The organism is Neisseria elongata subsp. elongata (assembly GCF_900113545.1).
GTDB lineage: Bacteria > Pseudomonadota > Gammaproteobacteria > Burkholderiales > Neisseriaceae > Neisseria > Neisseria elongata.
This window is the reverse complement of the sequence record NZ_FOPS01000007.1, coordinates 1-22,472: the sequence shown is the minus strand read 5'-3', so window position 1 is coordinate 22,472 and position 22,472 is coordinate 1. Positions and strand designations below refer to the sequence as shown.

Sequence of the window (22,472 nt, the reverse complement as noted above, 5' to 3'; positions counted from 1 at the left end):
TGAAATAAGGTGTACATGGCAAAAGATATAGGGCAATGAAGTTTCAGACAGCTTGTTTAGACATCAACGGCTTTTCAAAGGCTTGATAAACAAATACATAAAAAACGGTCCGCCCAATAAGGCAATCACGATACCGACCGGCAGATCTACAGGGTATGTCAACCAGCGCGCCGCGCCGTCCACCACCATTAAAAACACTGCGCCCAACCAAGCCGACAGCGCAATCAATTTGCGGCGGCTGCCGCCGACGGTTTGCGCCAGCACATTGGGGATCATCATGCCGAGAAAACCGATGATGCCCGAAAGCGACACCGCCGCCCCCGTCATCAATGCCGCGCCGATTACGGTTTGCACACGCAATACCCCAACTGATACACCCATACTGGCAGCCGTGTCTTCCCCCGTCATCAAAACGTCCAGCCGCCTGCCTGCGGACAACAAAATCAGAAAACCGGGCAACATGACCGCGATTGCCGCAACAGGCGATGAGAAACCAGCTTCGGCAAGGCTGCCCGACAGCCATGTGGTCGTGCTGCGCAATACCAAATCGTCAGATAAAAACAAAATCATGCTGACCACCGCGCCCGAAAACGCGCTCAACACAAAACCCAACACCAGCAATCCCAAAGTACCGCCGCCGAGCAGTTTATGCACTGCCAAAATCAGCAGGCACATGCCCAGCGCACCGAAAAAGGCCGCCGTAGGTACGCCAATCGTACCACCGCCCAAAGCCAATAAAACAATCACGCCCAAAGCCGCACCGCCCGACGTCCCGATCAAACTCGGATCGGCCAGCGGGTTCTCAAATAAAGCCTGCAATGCCGCCCCCGAAGCGGATAAACCGGCTCCAACCAAAAGCGCGGTATAGATGCGCGGTAAACGAATTTGGCGGACGGTTTCATCCATCGCCAGCGGCGACTCCCACGCGCCAAAACCGATGCCGCAGCACAAATAAACTGCGGCAGCAGTAAGCAGCAGGCAAAGGGTAAGGATATGCGGTTTCATGACATCATACGGTTTAAGCGGATTGAGGGACAGTTTCAGACGGCATTTTTAAGACAGCCGTTTTGCCTCCTCAACAAGAAGGAACACATCAAGGCCGTCTGAAAACAAAAATCAGGCTGTTTTTTTCAAATCAGGCGCGTTTATTTCGCCAAACCGTGCAAACGTTGAACCACTTGCGGCGTATCCAACCCGTAACGGAACATATCGTTGGCCTTCCACAAATAAATTTTGCCGTTTTTCGCAGCAGGCGAACCGGCGATTTCGGGGCGTGCGGCAAAGGTTTTGACGTTGCCTATCATGGCCGTGTTGTGATCGGCAATGATAATGATGTCGGGCTTGGCCGCTATCCATGCCTCACGCGTCATCGGTTTGAAACCGTCAATGGCGGCTGCGGCATTGATACCGCCGGCACGGCGGATGATTTCGTCGGCGGCAGTATTCTTGCCCGATACGATGCGCCCGTCGTAGCTGAAGAGGTAGCGTTTGCCGCTGGAAGGCTGCTGTTTCATATCCGCCTGCCACTTGCTTGCCAACTTGTCCGCCTGCGTGCTTTTGCCGATAAGCCGGCCGATGTTGCGGATACTTTGCGGATAGGCGGCGATGCTGTCATCGGGCGCAACATTAACGGCTTTAATTCCTGCTTTTTGCAGGTGGGCAAAAATATCGGCAGGCTGCGCCATCCATGAACCGATGGCGATGTCGGGTTTGGCGGCCACAATCGGCTCAACCGTCAGACGGCGATGAATGCCGATACTGGGCTTGTTTTTCAATGCCGGATTTTGAACGGTCTGATCGCGGCCGACGATTTCGTCCAATGCGCCGAGCGCGGCAACAATGTCTGCCGTATCGGGGGTTAACACGACGATGCGTTGTGCGTGTGCAGTGCCGGCCAACGAAATAAACGCGGAAAGCAGAAGGAGTTTGAGTTTCATTATTTTTCCTTGTCGAATGCTTTCAGACGGCCTGCTCGTTTTCTCAGGCCGTCTGAAAACGGTTGAATCACATTAGAACTTCAGTTGTACCGTTGCGGCGAAATTGCGGCCGGTTTCGGTGTACAAGTCCATCACACTGGTACGGCTCATGCCGGCGACGTCTGCGTGTTGCCAGTATTTTTTGTTGCCGATGTTGTAAATGTTCGCGCCGATTTCAAGGTTTTTAGACGGCTTGTACCACGCGCCGACATCCCATACGCCGTAGCCCGGCGCTTGGAAAACGCTGTCACTGCTGACGCGGCTGTGTTTTTTCGACCAGCGCAATTTGGTATCGACGCCCCATTTTTCTTGCGCGTAGTCCAAGCCCAAAACGCCGTTGAGCGGGTAGGCGGAATCCAGCGGCGTGCCGTCTTGCTGCTTGCCGCGCATCCAAGCGATGCTGCCGGAGACTTGCCAGCCCGGCAGGAATTTGTAGGCGGCGGAGGCTTCTGCGCCGTAGGTTTTGACCCTATCCAGGTTTTGATATTGGTACTGGATAATCGGGCGGCCGCCTATGGAGGCAGTGCCGACTTCGGTGCGGTCAATGAAGTTTCGATAACGGTTGTAGAACGCGGTAACTTGCGCGCGGGCGCGTTCGTTTTTGAACTTCATGCCCAATTCGAAGCTGTTGGAGCGTTCGGATTTGAGATTCGCATTCGGGATGACGGCATAGCCGTAGGTCGTGTTGGCAAACGCCATGGTCGCGCTGTCAAACGGCGGTGTGCGGAAGCCTTGTGAATAAGTGGCAAAACCGGTGAGCTGCTCGCCCATCGGTACACTCAAGCGCAGGCTGGGCGTAAGCGCGGAATCGTTGAAGCGGGTTGCCGTGCCGTCGGGATTGGCGTTGAGATAGGCTTGGTCGGTTTCGGTGTTCAGTTTGTCTTTCTCGTAACGTAGGGCAGGGGTCAGGACGATGCCGTTGCCGAAGGTCAGGCTGTCTTGTGCGTACAGGCTGAGGGTTTTGCGTTTGCTGTCGGGAAAGGTTTTGTTCGGATAGGTGCTGCCCGCATAGACTTTGCTAACGGCGCCAGTCAGGTTGTCCACCGTCAGGCTGTCGCGCGGACGGGCGGTTTCGGTATGTTTGTATTCGGCTCCGGCAACGACGGTTTGTTTGACCGCGCCGTCAAATTCCCACACGCCGCGTCCGTTCAAGCCGCGTATGACTTGTTGGAAACCGTAATTGGAATAGCGGGTCGAGTTGCCCAGTTGGCGCGCGCCCATGCGGGTAATGCTGACATCGACGGCATCGTCTTCCGTGCGCAGTTTTTGCTGATAGGCGGTCAGGTTCGCTTCTTTCAGACGACCTTCGCTGGTGTAGCGGTAGCCCGCTTCAATGCGTTGGCGGCGGATGCGGTCGCGGGCGTTGCTTTCCGAAGTCGCCACCGTTACCGGCCCACGCGATTGCGAACCCAAGCCGTTTGCCAACACGGTGTCGTTGGCGTGGTAATACTGTTCGTACAAAGTTTCAAAGCGGTGGTGTTCGTTGCCGATACTGCCTTTCGCCAAAATATTGTAGGCATTGTTTTTCTGCGGATTGGTGGCGGTGCGCGAAGTCGAGTAGCTTTTGTCGCCGCCCATGTTTTTCGTTTCGTGTCCTTGGCGGCGCGTCAGCATCAGCAGGCCTTCGGCGTTTTCATGGAAACCGGCGGCTGTCGCCGTTACGCCGTGGCTGCGGTCGCGGCTGCGGTAGCCGTGTTTCAAACCGAAATGCCCGCGTTTGTCCGCATCGACAAAATCGCGCGGCGAGAGCGTAACCATGTTCACCACGCCGCCGAGCGCATCGCTGCCGTAGAGCGCGGAATAAGGGCCTTTGACAATATCGACCTGCTTGAGCGTGTCGCTTTCGACCATATCGCGTCCCGAAATCGCGCCGTTAGAACCGCCGCCCGCGTAGGACTCGGGAATGCGTACGCCGTCCACCATCATCAGGATGCGGTTGCCGTCTATGCCTCGGATATTGATGCCCGCATGGCCGCGGCGGTTGTTGTCAGACGGCACGCTGACGCCGGGTTCGTACAAAACGATGTCGTCCAAATTCTGCGCCGACGCTTGGTTTAAGGTCTTGCGCCCGATAACCGACACATTCGGCGCAGCTTTGTCCAGCGTTTGCGCGTTGCGGTCGGCGGTAACAAGGACGGGAGCCAGCTCCGCCTGCGGAATAGGTTCGACATTCGCCGCATACAGCGGGGTAGCAAAAGTAGAGGCTACAGCACAAGCCAATATTTTCTGTTGTAACATCATCGTACTTATTTCATTTAATTAATAATAGTTTTTATTTTAATTGAAATATGATTTTATTTGCAATAGATTATCAAATTTATTTAAGCCGTTCGGCACCATTCAAGAAAAATCAAACAAATCCGGCTGCGCCTGTTCACCTGTCACCCGAACGTCAGCCTCGCCTTCAAAAAAGGTGACGTGCAGCTTTTGCCCCTGCTTCAACAGGGCGGCATCGCGTATCACTTGCCCGCGGCTGTTTTTCACCACCGAAAAACCGCGCGCCAAAATATGCTGCGGCGACACGGCCTGCAATAGGCCGGTCTGTTTTTCCAGCAGTTGCGCCTTATCGGCCATTATCCGCTGCCTGCCGCGCGCCAAATCCGCCTGCAACTGCGCCAACCGTGCATCCGCCTGCCGCGTGTCCGGCCGCAAATGCCGCAGAAGCTGGCTTTGCCGGGCCACATTCTGCCTTTGGAAGCGGCAGACGGTTTGCAGCGCGTGGCGCAACTGCCGCGACAGCGTTTCGGCCTGCACGCGCTGCGCGTCGAGCTTTTGGCGCGGATGGCGGATTTGCCGCGACAGCCAGTCTATCTTTTGGCTGGCATCGTAATAACGCTGCCGCAAGGCTTCTTTCAAACGGCCTTCCGCCTGCCACAGGGATTGCAGCGATTCGGCACGGTTCGGGCTGACGAATTCCGCCGCGCCTGTGGGTGTCGGCGCGCGCACGTCGGCCGCGAAATCGGCCAGCGTGAAATCGGTTTCGTGCCCCACGCCGCTGACGACGGGAATGCGGCAGGCGGCTATTGCGCGCGCAACCGGCTCTTCGTTGAACGACCATAAGTCTTCGATACTGCCCCCGCCGCGGCACACAATCAGTACATCACACTCCGCCCGTTCGGAGGCCGTCTGAACCGCACGGGCAATCTGTGCCGCGCTGTCCGCCCCCTGCACGGCGGCGGGATACACGATGACGGGTATTTCGGGTGCGCGCCGCTTCAGTGTGGAAACCACGTCGCGCAGCGCGGCGGCGGCCAAACTGGTTACCACGCCGATGCGTTCGGGCCGTTCGGGCAGCGGACGTTTGCGTTCGGCGGCAAACAGTCCCTCGGCCTGCAATACGGCCTTCAGCCTTTCGTATGCCTCGTAAAGCCGCCCCAAACCCTTCAGCCGCACTTCGGACACCGTAATCTGAAATTCGCCCCGCGCCTCATAGATGCCGATGCGGCCGCACACTTCGATATGGTCGCCCTCCTTCAGGGCGGGAAACCGTTGCGCCGTGCCTTTAAACATCGCGCAGCGCACTTGGGCGTGGCTGTCTTTCAGCGAAAAATAATAATGCCCGCTGGCGGCGCGGGTCAGGTTGGAAACCTCGCCCGCAATCCACAGCCCGGCCAGGTTGTCTTCCAACAGGTTTTTGGCCAGGCGGTTGAGTTCGGAAACGGATAAGGCGGCGGAGGCGAAGAGGTCGGACATGGCGGAATCGGGCAAAAAAGCGCGATTATAAGGGAATTGATGCCTCAAAATGCATCAGGCCGTCTGAAAACCCGCCTTTTGCCCGAACCCATGCTTTCAGACGGCCTCCGAACTGCCTTGAATGATAATTCTTGTGAAATACATGACGTATTTTGTTATAATGCGACACTCTGTTTTCATATAAACCTTTTGGAGAGAAAAAATGTCTGAGAATATCCCGCAACAACCTGCTCCAACCCCTGCAACCAGCGACAAACGCATTATTGCGGCCGTTTTGGCGTTTTTCCTAGGTGGCTTTGGCGTACATAAGTTCTACTTGGGCGTAAACAAAGTCGGTGTGATTTACCTGCTGATTACCATTTTGGGTTCGTTCATCTTCGTCGGCCCGGCCGTTACCTTCATCTTCTGCATCATCGACATCGTCAAATATCTGAAATGCACGCCCGAAGAGTTTGAGCAAACTTACGTCATCGGTAAAAAAGAGTGGTTCTAAGCCCTCGCCGATACCGCTGAAAACTGCCCTGCCGGGGCAGTTTTTTTACCCGTTCCGATACCCCATCCGCCATGCCGCTGACCCGCCGTCAATTCCTCTACAGCTCCGCCGCACTTGCCGCCGCGTCCGCCGCCTCATGGCAACTGTGGCGCGGCCTCAATGCCCTGCCGCCCATCCATGTAAACCGCGTCGGCCTGCCGCTCGGTCATGCCCTGCGCGACAATGCCCTGCCGCCGCAGGCAAAATCCGAACACCGCTGCGACATCCTGATTCTGGGCGGCGGCGCGGCCGGTTTGAGCGCGCTGTGGTATCTGGCCAAACACGGTCGGCGCGACATCCTGCTGGCCGAAGGCTTCGAACGCAACGGCAACAACGCCGCCTACCGCCACCAAAACCTCGCTGCCCCGTCCGGCGCGCACTACCTCGCCCTGCCTTCCGAAGAAAGCGTTTACGTCCGCGAAATGCTGCACGATTTGGGCATCATGGCAGACGGCCGCTTCAACGAAACCGATTTGGTTTACGCTCCGCAGGAAAGGCTGCTGTACCAAGGCGGCTGGCGCGACCATCTCGCCCCGCAGGATGCCGACGGCAAACGCTTCTTCGCCCTCACGGGCCGTCTGAAAACCGCCTACGGCCGCGACGGGCGCAAAATCTTCGCCATCCCGATAGACCTCTCCTCGCAAGACGAAGAATGGCGGCAGCTCGACACGCTGACTTTCGCCCGATGGCTGCAACGTCAAAACTACCGCTCCGCCGAACTGCTCTGGTATCTCGACTACTGCTGCCGCGACGACTACGGCGCAGGCATCGCCGAAGTATCCGCCTTTGCGGGGCTGCACTATTTCTGTGCGCGCGGCGACCATGCCGACACCGTCCTCACCTGGCCGGAAGGGCTGGCTCACCTCTCCGAAGCCCTGCGCCGCCGCAGCGGCCTGCAAACCCTGCCCCGCCTGCCCGAACAGCCGCAATGGCGTTTCGACCCGCCCGCTTCCTGCGACGTTTCCGCAGTCAAAATTGAAGAGCTTACAAACGGCGTAAACGTTTGGCTGAGGCACAATGTCAGCGGCGAAACCGTATCCGTCCTCGCCAACCGCGTCATTTGCGCCATGCCGCTGATGGTGGCCGCCCGCATCACCTCCCGCCCCGAATATTACGGCCTGCACACGCCCGACTACGCGCCTTGGCTGGTCGGCAATTTCGTCATAAACCGTTTCCCCGCCGAAATCGGCCGCAGCGAAACCGCCTGGGACAACGTCGTGTACGGCAGCCCGCACCTGGGCTACGTCTCCGCCGCAAACCAATTCATCCGCACCGCCAAGCCCGAACGTGCCGTTTTCACCTCCTACACCGCTTTCGGCGGCAGAAAGGCAGGCGAATCGCGCCGGATGCTGCTGCACGCGCCGTCTGAAGAACTGCTGCCGTATGCCGCACACGATTTATTGCAGGCGTACGGCAACCGCTTTTTCGGGCATGTCGAACAAATCGACCTCACCGTGCGCGGCCACGGCATGAGCATCCCCCACCCCGGCTACCTGAACCGCCCGCAACTTCTGCAACTGCGGCGGCACAACTCACCGCTGCTGTTTGCCCACAGCGATTTGAGCGGTTATTCGGTATTTGAAGAGGCCGTTTATTGGGGCGTGGAGGCGGCAAAAAAAACATTGGATGCCGTCTAAAAAACCATGACAATCCGTATCGATTTAACGTAAGCTAATAACATATCTTGTACTGCGTATTGACCACTATGTCATATCAAACCCATGCTGCCGCCTATACCGCCTTCAAAGACTTTTATCAGGAAGAATTGGAAGCCAACCCGCTTTACCGACACCTTATCGAAGCTTTGAAACATGCCTCTTCCATGCCTGCCGGGCAATATAAGGAGGCCATTGCGGATTTACACGAATTCGAACGGAAGTGCTTCAAAAATGCCTATAGCCGGCTGAACCAACTGTCTTACGGGCATGCGGTGGAGATTATCCGGCCAAACGATTTTTTCTTTTTCCGCAGCCAGTTTAAACCGACAGCTTCATCGGAGAACGATGACGGCTAGTTTCAGACGGCCTATCCGCCGGCCATTCCTTCCCGTTGCGGCTTTTATGGCAGACAAACCGGTTCTGCCGTATCGTTACCGTACTTTGACGCCCAAAACTTGGCCGAACCTTTGATACAAAGCCAACATCGGTTTTTAGCTGCCCACGCCTTCCGCACGATAGCGGCAGTACGCTTCATCTACCGTAGCGACTTTGCGCTTGCCGTCGGGAAATAATCAGAGGCCGTCTGAAAAGTATTCTTTCAGACGGCCTCTTCACGGTTAGGGCTTATTTACGCGTTTTCTTCGGCACGCGCTTTTCGCTTTTGGTTTTCGGCTTGGCCTTCCGGCTTGTTTTCTCTGCCTTGGCCTGCTTTTTCTTATCCGCTACCAACGTGATTTTTCCGTTTACCGTCCGCAAAGAACGTGCGGCTTTCTTTCCGCCTTCAATGTCCTTTCCTTTTTCAGACGGCCTCTGTTCCGACTTGCCCCTGCCGCCGGTCTTTTTCGGTTTTTCCTTTTCGGCAGCCCGTTCCGACACGGCTCGCTTGCGGCCTTTGCTGCCGCCGCTGATCAGTGTCAAATCGATTTTGCTGGTATCCAAATCGGCACGCGCCACTTTGACTACCACACGGTCGCCCATCTCAAAACGTATGCCGCTGCGTTCGCCTTCTATCCGCATCACTTCGGGGCGGTAGTTGAAATAATCCTCGCCCAGATCGCTGATGTGCACCAGTCCTTCGATATAGATGTCGTCCAAAGTAACGAAGAGGCCGAAATTGGCCATGCCGCTGATTCTGCCGCCAAACACCTCGCCCACTTTGTCGCGCATATAGTAGGTTTTCAGCCAGTTTTCGACATCGCGGCTTGCCTCGTCGGCACGGCGTTCGCATGCGGAAGTATGAACGCCCGCTTCATTCCAAGACTGCGGCGCATAGGCTCCGCCCTCCAATACCGCCTTAATCGCGCGGTGCACCATCAAATCGGGATAACGGCGGATGGGCGAGGTAAAGTGGGCGTAATGTTCGTATGCCAGGCCGAAATGCCCTTCATTCCGCGCTTCGTATACGGCCTGCTGCATAGAGCGCAACAACATGGTCTGTATCAGCTCGCGGTCGGGCCGGTCGGCAATCTTGTCCGCAAGTTCGGCATAATGCTTGGGCATCGGCTTGTCGCCGCCACCCAGGCTCAATCCCAACAGTGCCAGCTGTTCGCGTAAAGCAGTCAGTTTTTCCGGCGTCGGGCCCAAATGGTTGCGGAACAAACCGTGGTGTTTGTGTTTCAGCAGGAAATCGGCCGCGCAGACATTCGCCGCCAGCATACATTCCTCAATCAGTTTGTGCGCATCGTTACGCACCACGGGGACTATCCGTTCGATTTTGCCTTTATCGTCAAACAACATCTGCGTTTCGACGGTTTCAAACTCCATCGCACCGCGTTTATGGCGTTTGTTTTGCAGGATATGGAACAGCTTATGCAAGGTTTCCAACTGTTCCTTATGCGGATAGTCACCGCCCCCTTCCAACCACTGCCATACTTGGGTATAGGTCAGTCGCGCATGGGAGCGCATCACAGCAGGATAAAAACGGTATTCTTTGACATTGCCCGCATAAGTAATGGTCATGTCGCAAACCATGCACAAGCGTTCGACATCGGGATTCAGCGAACAAATGCCGTTGGACAAACTCTCCGGCAGCATCGGAATCACGCGGCGCGGGAAATACACGCTGGTGGCGCGCTGATAGGCATCCTTGTCTATCGCATCATCCGGCCGGACATAATGGCTGACATCGGCAATCGCCACCACAAGGCGGTAATTGCGGCCGATTTTTTCGGCAAATACCGCATCGTCAAAATCGCGTGCCGTTTCGCCGTCTATCGTCAGCAGCGGCAAATCGCGCAAATCCTCCCTGCCCTTCCTGTCCGACGGGCGCACGTTTTCCGGAATCTTGGCGGCAGCGCGAAGGCAGCCGTCTGAAAATTCGTGCGGCAGCCGGTGTTTGCGGACGGCGATTTCGATTTCCATCCCGCTGTCGGCATAATCGCCCAAAACTTCCGACAATCTGGCCACGGCAGGCTGATGATTGTGCGGATAACTTTCAATCTTCGCCGACACCACCTGGCCGGACTTCGGCTGCAATTCGGCAACCGAATCCGGTTCCAGCAAAATCGGCTGCACCAGCCGCTTATCCTCCGGCTCCATAATCGCCACGCCGCGCTCGATGTAAAAACGGCCGACCACATCGGTTTGCGCGCGCTCGATAATGTCCAGCACCTGCCCTTCGCGCCGCCCCCTTCTGTCTACCCCGGCCGGCCGGACGGTAACGATGTCGCCATGCATCAAATCGCGCATCTGACGCTCATACAATACAAAATCGGCCTGCTTGGGCTGCTTGTCCAGCGGCACAGCAAATCCGAAACCGTCTTTATGCGCCTCCACACGGCATTTCACCAACTCCAACTTTTCCGCCACGCACACCGCGCCGCGACGGTTGATCAACACCTGCCCGTCGCGCGCCATGGCTTTCAGGCGGCGTTCGAAAAATTCATACTCATCCGCACGGATAGACAACTTTTCCGCCAGCACGGCGATACTCAGCGGCACACCTTCCGCTTCCAAAATTTCAATCACCCATTCGCGGCTGGGCAGAGGGAATTCATAACGCTGCTGCTCGCGGGCTAAAAACGGGTCTTTTTCCCGCAAACTTAATACTTTAACCTTTTTCTTCATTTTTACCTCGTTTTTATCATTGACATTCTTTCGCGAGGATATATAATGCCCGCTTCCGTTTTCCGTTACTTTAACGCAAGACGGTTATTAAAGCAAAGCCCAGGTGGCGGAATTGGTAGACGCGCTAGCTTCAGGTGCTAGTGTCCTTACGGGCGTGGAAGTTCGAGTCTTCTCCTGGGCACCATCAAATACTTTGCTTTTTATTTTATATTGCCCAGGTGGCGGAATTGGTAGACGCGCTAGCTTCAGGTGCTAGTATCCTCACGGGTGTGGAAGTTCGAGTCTTCTCCTGGGCACCAAAAACAAATACTGCCGTTAAGGCAGTTTTTTCATTTCCGCTTCCGAATTTGCATAAAGGCCGTCTGAAAACTTTTTCAGACGGCCTTCAAACTTTCCGTTCAATCCGATTATTCCATCGGCGGATACACGCCTATCTGCCACAACAAAGACAAATTATCAAACTGGTTAAACTCCTTAACCACCTTTCCGCTTTTCAGACGGTAAAGGTTCATGGCAGAAATCCTTACCTCCTTGCCGCCGGGCTTGATTCCCTGAAACTCACCCAGGTGCGTTCCCGAAATATTGAAACGGGCGGCCACCACATTGCCTTCCCCGACCAACTCCTGCAATTCCCAGCGCACATCGGGAAAACCTGCTTTCAAAGCAGCCAAAATCTCCAAATATCCCGACGGCCCCATATGCTCCCTGCCGGTAATGACCGAATTGAAAACAGCATCCGGAGCAATCAATTCCACCGCCAATTTAGGCGACGCACTATTTAGCAACTCGACAAATTTCTGCATAAATGCATGATTACCGATCTGGCTCATAAAAATTTCCACACCTTTGTTTGCAGCAAGGGCCGCATCATACCCTGAAAGTAAAATTTATGTAATTGCATGTAGTCAAAATAACCGCCTTCAGTCGGAACAAGGAAAAACCAACCGCTTCAATAAAAAACCCACGAAGCATCCAACCTTGACCTGCATCAAAGCCAATGAAAAGGATTCGCTTATAATCGCCCCCGCTTGACAACGGGATTCTATGTAATCGGCCGATAAAATCGGTGAAATTTGCGAATCTCCATAGCGGCAGGCAAGTTTTCTTTCCTTTCCTCTTGATGTGTGTGTGTTTGGGTGTGGCAGTAATACCGCCACACCATTTTTTTACGCCCAATTTTCCCGCTGCCGAATTTTTCAGACGGCCTACACTAGTCCTTCCTTCTATTGCATACAGCCGATATGTCGTGATACCGTTCGCAAACTGATAACCACCTGGAGCCACCATGCAGGAACAGCAAAAACACTTCGCCACCCAAGACGGTACCGAACTTTTCTACCGCTACCGACCCGCTGCCGACGGCTCGGCCGATAAAGCCATCGTGCTGTTCCACCGCGGCCACGAACATTCCGGCCGGATGATGTTTGTTGCCGACGAACTCGGTTTCGACGATTTTGCCTATTTCGCATGGGACGCGCGCGGTCATGGCCATAGCCCCGGCGAACGCGGCGACAGCCCCAGCATCGGTACTTCCGTTGCTGACGTGGACGATTTTATCCGCCACATCCAGAACGAATACGGCATCAAACCCGAAAACATCTGCGTGATCGCGCAAAGCGTCGGCGCGGTATTGGTGTCCACTTGGCTGCACGACTACGCGCCGAAAATCCGCTGCGCCGTATTGGCATCGCCCGCATTCAAAGTCAAACTCTACGTCCCTTTTGCCCGCGCCGGCCTGAAAATCATGCAGAAATGGCGCGGCAATTTCTTTGTCAACAGCTACGTCAAAGCCCATTACCTGACGCACAACCAAGAGCGCCAAACCAGCTACGACAACGATTCGCTGATTACCCGCGCCATTTCCGTGCGCATTCTGCTCGGTTTGTACGAAGCTGCCGAACGCGTGGTTGCCGACGCGCAGGCGATTACCACGCCCTTGCAGCTTTTGATTTCCGGCAGCGACTGGGTTGTTCACCACAAACCGCAACACGATTTCTACAACCGCTTGGGCAGCCGCATCAAAGAACGCCATATTCTGCCCGGCTTCTATCACGACACATTAGGCGAGCAAAACCGAGAAATCGCCTTTGTCGAAATGCGCCGCTTTATCCGCGAACGTTTCAATCAGCCTTTATATCAAGTCGATTTGACCCAAGCCCACTTACACGGCGAAAGCCGCCGCGAAGCCGACGAACTGGCCACGCCTTTGCCTATTTGTTCGCCGCGCGGCGCATTTTGGGCGGTTTACCGTGCCTCCCTCGACCTCGGCGCACGTTGGAGCGAAGGTTTGAAAATCGGCAAGGAAACCGGCTACGACTCAGGCAGCACGCTGGATTATGTGTACCGCAACCAGCCACAGGGCAGTAACGCCTTTGGTGTGGCGGTGGACAAACACTATCTCAACGCCATCGGCTGGCGCGGCATTCGCCAACGCAAAACCAATATCGGCAAAGCGATTCAGACGGCCTCTGCCAAGCTGCGCGAAGCGGGCAAACCGGTACACGTTCTCGATATTGCCTCGGGGCACGGCCGCTATGTACTTGATGCGTTGACTGCTGACACGCTGCCCGATTCCGTGCGCCTGCGCGATTACAGCCCGATTAACGTCGAAGCCGGACGTAAGCTGATTGCCGAACGCGGTCTGCAAGACACGGTTACCTTCGACGAAGTCAATGCCTACGACCGCGCCAATTATCAGGATTTGCAGCCCCGTCCTACGCTGGGCATCGTTTCCGGCCTGCATGAATTGTTTGCCGATAACGATTTGATTTTGAACTCGCTCTACGGCTTCGGCGATGCGATTGAAACAGGCGGCTACCTGATTTACACCGGACAGCCGTGGCATCCGCAGCTCGAGATGATTGCGCGCGCGCTGACCAGCCACAAAGCAGGCAGCCCGAACTGGGTAATGCGCCGCCGCAGCCAGCGGGAAATGGATCAGCTGGTTGAGAAAGCCGGTTTTGAAAAAATCCGCCAATGGATAGACGAAGACGGCATCTTTACCGTGAGCCTGGCGGTGAAGAAATAAACCCTATCTTTCCCTTGCTACCGCGCTGATACGCTTTGCGGGGAATATGTTCCGGCCATAAAGAAAGGCCGTCTGAAAACACGAAACATGGTTTTCAGACGGCCTTTTTATAGGTCAGGCACAGTATGGCGGATTGCCTGCGTCTCTACATTGCCTGCCTTGCCGTTCGGTATGCGCCTTCGCTTTATCCTGAATTTATCTCTTCAACGGACGGTACGCCAAAAATGGGCGACCGGCCCCGCACCTTCTCCCAAACGCCAGCTCCGCCCCGCATCTATCGCGCCGTGCAGGTAACTTTTGGCGGCGGCAACGGCCAAAGGCAACTGTCGTCGGTGTGGGTAAAGCGCGGCAATCGCGCTGGACAAGGTGCAACCCGTGCCGTGCGTATGACGGGTATCGATGCGGCTGTTGATAAAGCATTGCGGATCGGCATCCGGCCGCACCAGCCAATCGCGGGCGAACTCCCCGCTCCAATGGCCACCTTTAAGCAATACGGCTTTCGCACCCCGTTTCAACAACATTTCCCCCTGTTCCAACATTTCTTTTTCATCTTGCGGCAGCGTTTTTCCCGTCAGTTGCGCGAGTTCGTTCAGGTTCGGTGTCAGCAGGTCGGCCAGAGGCATCAACTCGGACAAAATGGTTTCGACGGTATTTTCCAACGCCAGGCTGTCGCCCGAAGTGGCCACCAGCACGGGATCGGCAACGACAAACGGCGCGGGATGACGGCGCAACACATCGGCTACGGTGCGGATGGTTTCCGTATCGGGCAACATGCCGATTTTTACCGCGTCGATGCGGATGTCGGAAAACACCGATTCGCACTGCTGCCGTACCATTTCGGCCGGAACGGTATGCACGCCCTGCACGCCTTGCGTGTTTTGGGCGGTAACGGCGGTAATGACGCTTGCACCGTATGCGCCCAACGCGCCGAAGGTTTTCAAATCGGCCTGTATGCCCGCGCCGCCGCCGGAATCGGAGCCGGCAATGGTCAAAACGCGCGGGAAAGGCTTGTCTGCATAAATCATGTCGCTCTCCTTGCAAATATGCTTGTTTTCCCGTTTTACGGGGCGAGACGTTCTTTCAACCAAAGGCCGTCTGAAAGCCTGTATCGGATGCGGTCGTGCAGCCTGCTCGGCCGACCCTGCCAGAATTCGACGAGGTCGGGGATAACGATGTAGCCGCCCCAATGCGGCGGGCGCGGCACATTCAGCGGATGTTTCAAACCGATGGCGGCGGCGCGTTTGACCAGCACGCTTTTGTCGGCAATCACGCTGCTCTGCTCGCTCGCCCACGCCCCGATGCGGCTGGTATAGGGGCGGCTGGCGAAATACTCGTCGGACGCGGCGGCATCCAATTTTTCCACCCTGCCTTCAACGCGCACCTGCCGTTCCAGCTCGGGCCAGAAAAACGTCAGCGCGGCAAACGGGTGTGCGGCCAGAGACTGCCCTTTCCGGCTTTGGTAGTTGGTGAAAAACACAAAGCCGCGCGGATTGACTTCTTTCAATAAAACCATGCGGCTGTTCGGCCGGCCGTCGGTACCGACGGCGGCCACATTGACGGCGGTCGGCTCGTTTACCTGCGCTGTTATGGCTTCGTTCAGCCATTGTTCGAATTGAACGAGCGGGTCGGCCGCGCAATCTTCCTCTGACAACTGCCGCTTGCTGTAATCTTCGCGTATGCCGTGCAAATCCATGATGACTCCTCAAATTAGCCCTGCCGTTCCCATTATACGCCGCAGGCCGTCTGAAAACCTTTCAGACGGCCTGCCGATTGTTAAAAAGCTATTTCCAATAACGCCACCACGGCGCATCGTCGCTCCTCCATTCCTGCTGCAAATAAGGGCTTTGCGGGAAGTTTTGCTGCAAAATGCGGCGGGTATCGTCCGCCAACTGCTGGCGGTTCATCTTACGGTAAGAAACCTCCATAATCGCCAAGGCCTCTTCCGTGAAGCGGGTATTCTGGAAGCCGGTAATGATATTCTGCGCACGGTTGGCCGCGGCCAGATGCGCGCCGCGTTTGGCGTAATAACGGGCGACGGAAATTTCGTTACCCGCCAGCGCATCCACCAGTTTTTCCATCTGCTTGGACGCTTCTTCAACATATTTGCTCTGAGGATAGCGTTGAACCAGCTCGGCAAACGCCTGATAGGCCTCGCGGTTGGCTTTCGGGTCGCGGTCGGACCAGTCTTGTGAAGCCAGCTTGTTCAAGAACGATTTGTCCTCGTTAAACAAAATCAAACCCTTCAGATAAAGGGCATAATCCATATTCGGATGCTGCGGATGCAGGCGTTGGAAACGCTCGACCGCCGCCAATGCTTTTTCGCGCTCCTCGTCCTTGTAGTAGGCATAGGCCGTGTCCAACTGAGCCTGCTGCGCATAACGCCCCTGAGGGAAACGCGATTCCAAAAGTTCATATAACTTGACAGCCCGCGTATAATTGCTGCTGTTTAACTCATCTTGCGCCTCGGCATACAACTTCTCGACCGGCCAATCCTGGGTAATCTGCGCATCTTTGTCGGAAGTTCCCTTGTTGGCGGCACAACCGCCCAGCGCGATACCCAAAGCTACTACTAAAAGAATTTTTTTCATGCAGAACTCTTCCTTTGAAAATGCCGCCGATTATAACGACGATTTCGATTTTGGTGCAGCCCCCACTGCGGAAAGTTGTCTAAATTTAACCGTCCCCCTCGAATATGCCGGCCTGAGGCTCGATGCCGCGCTGGCCAAACTGCTGCCCGACTACTCCCGCTCGCGGCTGGCCGACTGGATTAAAGAAGGCGCGGTATCGGTAAACGGCAAACCGGCCAAGCCGAAAGACAAACTCATCGGCGGCGAGAAGCTGGCCGTGCAAATCCGCGAAAGCAACGAAACCCTGGCCTTCACCCCCGAAGCCATGGATTTGGACATCATATACGAAGACGACAGCGTCATCGTCTTGAACAAACCCGCTGGGCTGGTCGTCCACCCGGCGGCGGGCAACTGGTCCGGCACGCTGCTCAACGGCCTCTTGGCACACTGCCCCACGCTGCAAAACATCCCGCGCGCAGGCATCGTCCACCGCTTGGACAAAGACACCAGCGGACTGATGGTCGTGGCCAAAACCCTGCCCGCGCAAAACCACCTTGTCCGACAACTGCAAACCCGCACCGTCAAACGCATCTACCGCGCCGTTGCCGACGGCATCGTGCCGTTCGACGGCAAAATCGAAACCCAAATCGGCCGCGACCCGCACAACCGCGTCAAAATGGCGGTCGTCAAATTCGGCGGCAAAGAAGCCGTTACCCACGTCAAAGTCTTGGAACGCTACCAGGCGCACAGCTACATCGAATGCGCGCTGGAAACAGGCCGCACCCACCAAATCCGCGTCCACATGCGCGAAGCCAAGCATCCGCTGGCGGGCGACCCCGTTTACGGCAACCCGCGCCATCCCTGCTCCGACACGGTAAAAACCGAAATCAAGGCATTGGCTAGACAGGCATTGCACGCCTACCGCCTGAGTTTCATCCATCCGCAAAGCGGCGAGGAAATGCAGTTTGAAGCCCCGCTGCCGCAGGATATTTACCGCCTGCTGTCCGTATTGCGGCTGGAAAGCGGCCTCGACTCCCCGCTCAGCCGCGAAGAAGAATGGCGGAACAAACTCGATGACGATGACGACAATTGGAATGAAGACGACTACGATGTCGAAATTGTTTATGTCAAAGAATAAGTTTTTCAGACGGCCTTTCATGTTTGGGGCCGTCTGAAAATATAGTGGATTAAATTTAAACCAGTACGGCGTTGCCTCTCCTTGCCGTACTATTTGTACTGTCTGCGGCTTCGTCGCCTTGTCCTGATTTTTGTTAATCCACTATAAAAATCCTATTTAAACAGCAAAATCAACACCAAAGCCACGGCAATCACTGCCAGCCACAAGCTCTGCCGCTGCTGGATTTTCACCAAATGGACATAGGCGTCGCGCATTTCCTTCTGCCGCGCCTCGTCCACCAGCGCATTCAGTTTACGCGGCAGTGCGGGCAGCATTTCCGCCCAATCCAGCGCTTCGTTCTTCAAATTGCGCCAAAAGGCTTTCGGCCCGACCTGCTCGTTCATCCATCTCACCAAAAACGGTTTGGCCGTCGCCCACAAATCCAAATCGGGCTCCAACTGCCGCCCCAGACCCTCGATATTCAACAGCGTTTTCTGCAACAATACCAACTGCGGCTGGATTTCGACGTTAAACCGCCGGCTCACTTCAAACAGCCGCATCAAAACCAAACCGAAGGAAATTTCGGAAATCGGCTTGTTGAACACCGGCTCGCACACCGCGCGCACCGCTGCTTCCAACTCTTCCGCCCGCGTTTCGGGCGGCACCCAGCCCGACTCGATGTGCGCCGTGGCGACACGGTGGTAGTCGCGGTTGAAGAAAGCCAGAAAGTTAATCGCCAAATAACGCTTGTCGTAATCGGTCAGGCTACCGACGATGCCGAAATCCAACGCGATATAGCGGTTGTCGGCCGACACCAAAATATTGCCCGGATGCATATCGGCATGGAAGAAGCCGTCGCGGAACACCTGCGTGAAAAAAGTTTCCACGCCGTATTCCGCCAACCTGTGCAAATCCTGCCCCTGCGCCCGCAAGGCGGCAATATCGGACACCGGCGTGCCGTCCATCCATTCGATGGTCAGCACGTCGCGGCTGCAATAATCGTAAAACACCTTCGGCACAATCAGCATTTCGCTGTCTTTGAAATTACGGCCGAGCTGGCTGCAATTGGCCGCTTCGCGCATCAAATCCAACTCGTCGTGCAAATACTTGTCGAATTCGTCCACCACTTCGCGCGGCCGCAGGCGTTTGCCGTCGGCAAACAGCCGTTCCACCCAACCCGCACCGAAACGCAGCAGGGCCAAATCCTGCTCGATAACCGGCAGGATGTCCGGCCGCAACACTTTTACCGCCACACGTTCGCCGCCGTGCAGCCGCGCCTTATGCACCTGCGCGACCGACGCGCTGGCTACCGGCTGCGTTTCAAACTCGGCATAAAGTTCCGCAACCGGCTTACCGAAGGCCTTTTCAATCTGACGGCGCGACAAATCCGCATCGAAAGGCGGTACTTTGTCCTGCAATTTGGCCAATTCCACCGCATAATCGTGCGGAATCAGGTCGGGGCGGGTGGAAAGGACCTGTCCGAATTTTACAAACACCGGCCCCAGGCTTTCCAAAGCCAGCCGCAACCGCACAGGCAGGGATTCCGCTGACGAATCGCGCGATTGCGGCAGGGCGGCCAGCAACCTGCGCTGCCAACCCTTTTTTGCCAACGGGACAAACAGTTCGGCCAAACCGTAGTGGCGGACGGTTTTCCAAAGGGTATTGCTGCGTTTCAACCATTTCATACGTTATCTCGGAAGCATCGGACACAAAGAAGCGCGATTATAAAACACGTCGGCAAAAACAGTTTGAAATGTTGCTTTTTCCAATCAATTTACTGAAAGAGACAAATAAATAATCGCAAAAATCTTGACGAACGAAAGAAATATCATAACAATCCAAGTTCTTTTTAACATCAAACCAAAGAGAGATACAAATGAAAACATCCGCTTTACTGGCATCCCTGTTGGCCGCATTGGCATTGTCCGCTTGTGGTGGAGACTCTGGTTCCACAAATTCTGCCAGCGCTACCGGTGGCAACGCAGCTACCAGCGGTTCAGTTTGTGATGAGTATGAAAAAGCATTTGCCGCTTCTATTGCAAATGTTGATGCTGCTACTAAAGAAGCAATGCAAAAAGCATTCGATCAAAGCAAAGAAGCACTGCAAAACCTGCCTGCAGATCAAAAAGAAGCCGCTTGTAAGGTTTCTTTAGACGCTTTGAACGGTAAAGCACCGGCCGGCGTACCTACTTCAGCCGAAGATGCTAAAGAAGCCGCTTCCGAAGCTGCAGAAGAAGCCAAAGAAGCCGCTGCAGATGCTAAAGAAGCCGCTTCCGAAGCTGCTGAAGAAGCCAAAGAAGCTGCTGCAGAAGCTAAAGAAGCCGCTTCTAAATAATTCGCACAGATTCGTCTGTCCAGGCCGTCTGAAACCCCTTTTTCGAAACGGGGTTTCAGACGGCCTCTTTCCATGAATTGCCATATCGGGAGAACATTATGCAGGGCGACCTCCTTCCCATTGCTATCGGCTCGATTGTCGGCGGACTGTTCGGCGGGATTTTATCAATCGTTATATTGTGGGTAATGTCAAACAAAGCGCAACGCACCTATCCCGCACTCTCCATCCCCGTACCCAACGGTGCACGTTACAGCCCCTATTTCGAACTGTGGGCGCAGTTGAACAAATACCGCCGCACGGAAGAAAACTGTTATACCAAAGGCTGCGGCCTGCTGACCAGCTCCACCGAAATCCGCTTTCACGGCAACGAGATGGAAATCGTAGAAGTCGTCAATTTCCTGTTTGCCAAGCGGCGTTTCGCCATCAACGCCCCGGTGATGTTCGGCAAACCCGTGCGCCGGCACAAAATCAAACAAATCAACAAACTGCTGGAACACTGGCAATGCTGAAGCGGCCTGCGAAAAACTGCGCTGATTCTTGAGAAAATCCGTTTTGTTTTTTGTTGCACTATCTGCAATCTTTTTTCACTTTTTTATAAAAGCGACGTTGCCGTCGCTTTTTTTATTTACCAATTGCATATGGCCAGCTCGCCGCTTGTCTTGCCGGTTTTGCTCCTGCCGATGGAATAGGCCAGTTCAAACTGGGCAATGCGGAAGTCTTTGAACAAGTTCCTGATGTCCGGATGATCGTTAATGGACAACATGATTTTGCCTTTACTCTCACTCATTACTTTGGCCAGCAGTTGATACTGCGCCCAATCAAAAGCACGGTCGTAGCCTGCAGTCTGCCAATACGGCGGATCGGCGTAGAAGAAGGTGTGCTCGCGGTCGTATCGCTTGAAACAACGCTCCCACGGCTCATTCTCGATAAATACCCCGCTTAGGCGGTTTCGCGCCGCTGTCAGCTTTGCTCTGATTTGAGAGGCATCCCATGCTTTCGAGGTGGTGGTCGTACCAAAATGTTGATGGACGGTCTTTCCGCCAAAAGGCCAAGTGCCGATTGTTTACGACTACACGCCTAAGCTGCCGGCCGAGCGTCTGACCAATACCAGCGTGATGACCCGCAAGTATCTGGCCAATCTGGTATCGGCTAACTAAGGCCGTCTGAAAAGGAAAAAATATGTCTGCAATCAATGCAATCTACAATGCCAACGTCTATATCGACGGTAACAGCCTGTTGGGTAATGCTTCGGAATTCAAACTGCCTGAGTTTGAGTTCGGGCAGAGATAAATTTCGGAGACGTTGCCCGCCCGAAATTCGTGCTGTTCGAAAATGAGGAAAGCGGCACCAGAGAGCGTGCCGAACGGGATAAGATGATGGTGGATGCCGGTGCCAAGTTCACCAACCAATACTGGCAGCGTACATACGGTTTGAGAGAGGGAGATTTGGTTGAGGATGTTCAAGCAACCCCGGAGGCAAAAGCTGCCGACTTCACCGAGGGCGATTTGACAGACGCAGGTTTGGTCATCGACGGACTCGCCCCCGACACAGGCCGTCTGAATGAACAGGGCGAACGGCTGACTGCCGTCCTAGTGTCCGAATTAAGGCAGGGCGAAACCGCCGAAAATCTGCTCGACCGTCTGACCGCCGCCTATCCGAACATGGACGATACCGCCTTGCAAAACGAGTTGGCACGCCTGATTTTCCTTTCCGACTTGGTCGGCAGGATTGAAGTGGTACAGGAGCTTAAATCATGAACCCCGAAGATATTAAAGCCGTCTTCGGCATGAAACCCGAAGCCGCCGTCGCCTATCTCAAGCAAAAAGGCATTGCCGTATCTTGGGACTGGCAGGATATATTGGACGACGCGCACGCCACCGCCTTTACGGTGACAAAAACCGCCAAAATGGATGTGCTGTCCGACATCTATTCCGCCGTCGTCGATGCCGCCGAACAAGGCCGGACGCTGGAGGAGTTCAGCCGCGAACTCGCCCCCGTTCTGCAGCGCAAAGGCTGGTGGGGCAGACAGGAAGTTCAAAATCCCGAAGGAGAAACCCAAAGCGTACAGCTCGGCAGCCCCCACCGCCTGAAAACCATCTATCTGACCAATATGCAGTCAGCCTACATGGCGGGTCGCTACGCCGAAATGATGGATTCCATCGACACGCACCCTTATTGGCAGTATGTCGCCATCAACGACAGCCGCACCCGCGAAACCCACCGTATGTTACACGGTCGCGTCTATGCAGCCGATGACCCGGTGTGGGACAGCCTGTATCCGCCCTTGGATTATCGCTGCCGCTGCCGGGTTCGCCCTCTGTCGCGCGGTATGGGTGAGAGCCGTGTTCAAGCCAGACCAACTCTTGAGTCCGTCACCGTCGATATAGGCTCGAATCCTTATACCGGAGAGGCACGCTATGCCCGGCGCACCGGCATCCGCGTGAATAATAAATTCATCGCCCCCAATGCGGGCTTCAATGCCAACCAAGGCAAATCCATG

General features: G+C 55.2%; 20 protein-coding genes, 2 tRNA genes and 1 pseudogene. 12 read left to right on the top strand and 11 right to left on the bottom strand.

What is annotated here, in order from left to right:
* Positions 1-63 precede the first annotated feature (63 nt).
* The 4 genes from BM261_RS07875 to xseA all read right to left on the bottom strand — a co-directional run bounded on the left by BM261_RS07875 (position 64) and on the right by xseA (position 5,669).
* Entirely contained in the window at positions 64-1,005 is a 942-nt protein-coding gene (locus BM261_RS07875; RefSeq protein WP_074897200.1) for a FecCD family ABC transporter permease, read from the bottom strand.
* A gap of 140 nt (positions 1,006-1,145) precedes the next feature.
* The gene (locus tag BM261_RS07870; protein WP_074897198.1) at positions 1,146-1,937 is read right to left on the bottom strand and encodes a heme/hemin ABC transporter substrate-binding protein; all 792 of its coding nucleotides are present in this window, start codon (positions 1,935-1,937) and stop codon (positions 1,146-1,148) included.
* A gap of 72 nt (positions 1,938-2,009) precedes the next feature.
* Entirely contained in the window at positions 2,010-4,217 is a 2,208-nt protein-coding gene (locus BM261_RS07865) for a TonB-dependent hemoglobin/transferrin/lactoferrin family receptor (RefSeq protein WP_074897196.1), read from the bottom strand.
* 99 nt (positions 4,218-4,316) lie between these two features.
* A complete protein-coding gene (xseA, locus tag BM261_RS07860; protein ID WP_074897194.1) occupies positions 4,317-5,669 on the bottom strand; it encodes an exodeoxyribonuclease VII large subunit in 1,353 nt (450 codons plus the stop codon).
* Between the two features lie 202 nt (positions 5,670-5,871).
* On the opposite strand from xseA, the gene BM261_RS07855 reads away from it, so the two are divergent.
* The 3 genes from BM261_RS07855 to BM261_RS07845 all read left to right on the top strand — a co-directional run bounded on the left by BM261_RS07855 (position 5,872) and on the right by BM261_RS07845 (position 8,215).
* Positions 5,872-6,162, top strand: coding sequence for a TM2 domain-containing protein (locus BM261_RS07855; protein WP_074897192.1), 291 nt, complete (start codon positions 5,872-5,874; stop codon positions 6,160-6,162).
* A gap of 71 nt (positions 6,163-6,233) precedes the next feature.
* On the top strand, positions 6,234-7,838 hold the full coding sequence (locus BM261_RS07850) for an NAD(P)-binding protein (RefSeq protein WP_074897189.1): 1,605 nt from the start codon (positions 6,234-6,236) through the stop codon (positions 7,836-7,838).
* Positions 7,839-7,906: 68 nt separating this feature from the next.
* Complete coding sequence (locus BM261_RS07845) at positions 7,907-8,215, top strand: hypothetical protein (protein WP_074897187.1); 309 nt, start codon at positions 7,907-7,909, stop codon at positions 8,213-8,215.
* 268 nt (positions 8,216-8,483) lie between these two features.
* On the opposite strand, the gene rnr is transcribed toward BM261_RS07845, so the two are convergent.
* A complete protein-coding gene (gene rnr / locus BM261_RS07840) occupies positions 8,484-10,925 on the bottom strand; it encodes a ribonuclease R (protein ID WP_074897185.1) in 2,442 nt (813 codons plus the stop codon).
* 97 nt (positions 10,926-11,022) lie between these two features.
* Here rnr and BM261_RS07835 point away from each other — a divergent pair.
* Together BM261_RS07835 and BM261_RS07830 are read left to right on the top strand one after the other, a co-directional pair.
* Positions 11,023-11,109 (top strand) — tRNA-Leu (locus tag BM261_RS07835).
* Between the two features lie 28 nt (positions 11,110-11,137).
* Positions 11,138-11,224 (top strand) — tRNA-Leu (locus tag BM261_RS07830).
* Positions 11,225-11,332: 108 nt separating this feature from the next.
* On the opposite strand, the gene BM261_RS07825 is transcribed toward BM261_RS07830, so the two are convergent.
* Positions 11,333-11,755: an ester cyclase gene (locus tag BM261_RS07825; RefSeq protein WP_074897183.1), complete on the bottom strand. Its 423-nt coding sequence runs from the start codon at positions 11,753-11,755 to the stop codon at positions 11,333-11,335.
* A 455-nt stretch (positions 11,756-12,210) separates the two neighbouring features.
* Between BM261_RS07825 and BM261_RS07815 the strand changes: the two genes are divergently transcribed.
* On the top strand, positions 12,211-13,953 hold the full coding sequence (locus BM261_RS07815) for a bifunctional alpha/beta hydrolase/class I SAM-dependent methyltransferase (RefSeq protein WP_074897179.1): 1,743 nt from the start codon (positions 12,211-12,213) through the stop codon (positions 13,951-13,953).
* 203 nt (positions 13,954-14,156) lie between these two features.
* On the opposite strand, the gene thiD is transcribed toward BM261_RS07815, so the two are convergent.
* The 3 genes from thiD to BM261_RS07800 all read right to left on the bottom strand — a co-directional run bounded on the left by thiD (position 14,157) and on the right by BM261_RS07800 (position 16,541).
* Positions 14,157-14,978, bottom strand: coding sequence for a bifunctional hydroxymethylpyrimidine kinase/phosphomethylpyrimidine kinase (thiD, locus tag BM261_RS07810; protein ID WP_074897177.1), 822 nt, complete (start codon positions 14,976-14,978; stop codon positions 14,157-14,159).
* Between the two features lie 35 nt (positions 14,979-15,013).
* Positions 15,014-15,646 (bottom strand): pyridoxamine 5'-phosphate oxidase, encoded by a 633-nt coding sequence (pdxH, locus tag BM261_RS07805; RefSeq protein ID WP_074897175.1) that lies wholly within the window; start codon positions 15,644-15,646, stop codon positions 15,014-15,016.
* A gap of 88 nt (positions 15,647-15,734) precedes the next feature.
* Positions 15,735-16,541 carry an outer membrane protein assembly factor BamD gene (locus tag BM261_RS07800; protein ID WP_003772083.1) on the bottom strand — a complete coding sequence of 269 codons (807 nt, stop codon included), beginning with the start codon at positions 16,539-16,541 and terminating at the stop codon, positions 15,735-15,737.
* On the opposite strand from BM261_RS07800, the gene rluD reads away from it, so the two are divergent.
* The gene (gene rluD / locus BM261_RS07795; RefSeq protein ID WP_074897173.1) at positions 16,540-17,658 is read left to right on the top strand and encodes a 23S rRNA pseudouridine(1911/1915/1917) synthase RluD; all 1,119 of its coding nucleotides are present in this window, start codon (positions 16,540-16,542) and stop codon (positions 17,656-17,658) included. The genes BM261_RS07800 and rluD overlap by 2 nt on opposite strands.
* A 152-nt stretch (positions 17,659-17,810) precedes the next feature.
* Here the strand turns inward: rluD and ubiB are convergent, their stop codons facing one another.
* Complete coding sequence (ubiB, locus tag BM261_RS07790; RefSeq protein WP_074897171.1) at positions 17,811-19,322, bottom strand: ubiquinone biosynthesis regulatory protein kinase UbiB; 1,512 nt, start codon at positions 19,320-19,322, stop codon at positions 17,811-17,813.
* Positions 19,323-19,513: 191 nt separating this feature from the next.
* Between ubiB and BM261_RS07785 the strand changes: the two genes are divergently transcribed.
* A complete protein-coding gene (locus BM261_RS07785; protein WP_074897169.1) occupies positions 19,514-19,972 on the top strand; it encodes a DUF5339 family protein in 459 nt (152 codons plus the stop codon).
* A 98-nt stretch (positions 19,973-20,070) separates the two neighbouring features.
* Entirely contained in the window at positions 20,071-20,481 is a 411-nt protein-coding gene (locus BM261_RS07780; RefSeq protein ID WP_074897168.1) for a hypothetical protein, read from the top strand.
* Positions 20,482-20,597: 116 nt separating this feature from the next.
* Here BM261_RS07780 and BM261_RS07775 read toward each other — a convergent pair whose 3' ends face one another.
* Positions 20,598-21,032 carry a DNA adenine methylase gene (locus BM261_RS07775; protein WP_074897166.1) on the bottom strand — a complete coding sequence of 145 codons (435 nt, stop codon included), beginning with the start codon at positions 21,030-21,032 and terminating at the stop codon, positions 20,598-20,600.
* Between the two features lie 119 nt (positions 21,033-21,151).
* On the opposite strand from BM261_RS07775, the pseudogene BM261_RS07770 reads away from it, so the two are divergent.
* The 3 genes and pseudogenes from BM261_RS07770 to BM261_RS07760 all read left to right on the top strand — a co-directional run.
* Positions 21,152-21,256, top strand: a pseudogene (locus BM261_RS07770) (phage major tail tube protein); the annotation flags it as partial.
* 35 nt (positions 21,257-21,291) lie between these two features.
* Positions 21,292-21,729 (top strand): phage portal protein family protein, encoded by a 438-nt coding sequence (locus tag BM261_RS07765; RefSeq protein WP_240317864.1) that lies wholly within the window; start codon positions 21,292-21,294, stop codon positions 21,727-21,729.
* On the top strand, positions 21,726-22,472 hold a 747-nt coding region (locus BM261_RS07760), incomplete at its 3' end, for a phage head morphogenesis protein (protein ID WP_074897164.1). The genes BM261_RS07765 and BM261_RS07760, both read left to right, overlap by 4 nt.

Bases quoted from the DNA above. Each gene is read 5' to 3' on its own strand.
- BM261_RS07875 (WP_074897200.1), bottom strand. From the start codon at position 1,005: ATGAAACCGCATATCCTTACCCTTTGCCTGCTGCTTACTGCTGCCGCA.
- BM261_RS07870 (WP_074897198.1), bottom strand. From the start codon at position 1,937: ATGAAACTCAAACTCCTTCTGCTTTCCGCGTTTATTTCGTTGGCCGGC.
- BM261_RS07865 (WP_074897196.1), bottom strand. From the start codon at position 4,217: ATGATGTTACAACAGAAAATATTGGCTTGTGCTGTAGCCTCTACTTTT.
- xseA (WP_074897194.1), bottom strand. From the start codon at position 5,669: ATGTCCGACCTCTTCGCCTCCGCCGCCTTATCCGTTTCCGAACTCAAC.
- BM261_RS07855 (WP_074897192.1), top strand. From the start codon at position 5,872: ATGTCTGAGAATATCCCGCAACAACCTGCTCCAACCCCTGCAACCAGC.
- BM261_RS07850 (WP_074897189.1), top strand. From the start codon at position 6,234: ATGCCGCTGACCCGCCGTCAATTCCTCTACAGCTCCGCCGCACTTGCC.
- BM261_RS07845 (WP_074897187.1), top strand. From the start codon at position 7,907: ATGTCATATCAAACCCATGCTGCCGCCTATACCGCCTTCAAAGACTTT.
- rnr (WP_074897185.1), bottom strand. From the start codon at position 10,925: ATGAAGAAAAAGGTTAAAGTATTAAGTTTGCGGGAAAAAGACCCGTTT.
- BM261_RS07825 (WP_074897183.1), bottom strand. From the start codon at position 11,755: ATGAGCCAGATCGGTAATCATGCATTTATGCAGAAATTTGTCGAGTTG.
- BM261_RS07815 (WP_074897179.1), top strand. From the start codon at position 12,211: ATGCAGGAACAGCAAAAACACTTCGCCACCCAAGACGGTACCGAACTT.
- thiD (WP_074897177.1), bottom strand. From the start codon at position 14,978: ATGATTTATGCAGACAAGCCTTTCCCGCGCGTTTTGACCATTGCCGGC.
- pdxH (WP_074897175.1), bottom strand. From the start codon at position 15,646: ATGGATTTGCACGGCATACGCGAAGATTACAGCAAGCGGCAGTTGTCA.
- rluD (WP_074897173.1), top strand. From the start codon at position 16,540: ATGCAGAACTCTTCCTTTGAAAATGCCGCCGATTATAACGACGATTTC.
- BM261_RS07800 (WP_003772083.1), bottom strand. From the start codon at position 16,541: ATGAAAAAAATTCTTTTAGTAGTAGCTTTGGGTATCGCGCTGGGCGGT.
- ubiB (WP_074897171.1), bottom strand. From the start codon at position 19,322: ATGAAATGGTTGAAACGCAGCAATACCCTTTGGAAAACCGTCCGCCAC.
- BM261_RS07785 (WP_074897169.1), top strand. From the start codon at position 19,514: ATGAAAACATCCGCTTTACTGGCATCCCTGTTGGCCGCATTGGCATTG.
- BM261_RS07780 (WP_074897168.1), top strand. From the start codon at position 20,071: ATGCAGGGCGACCTCCTTCCCATTGCTATCGGCTCGATTGTCGGCGGA.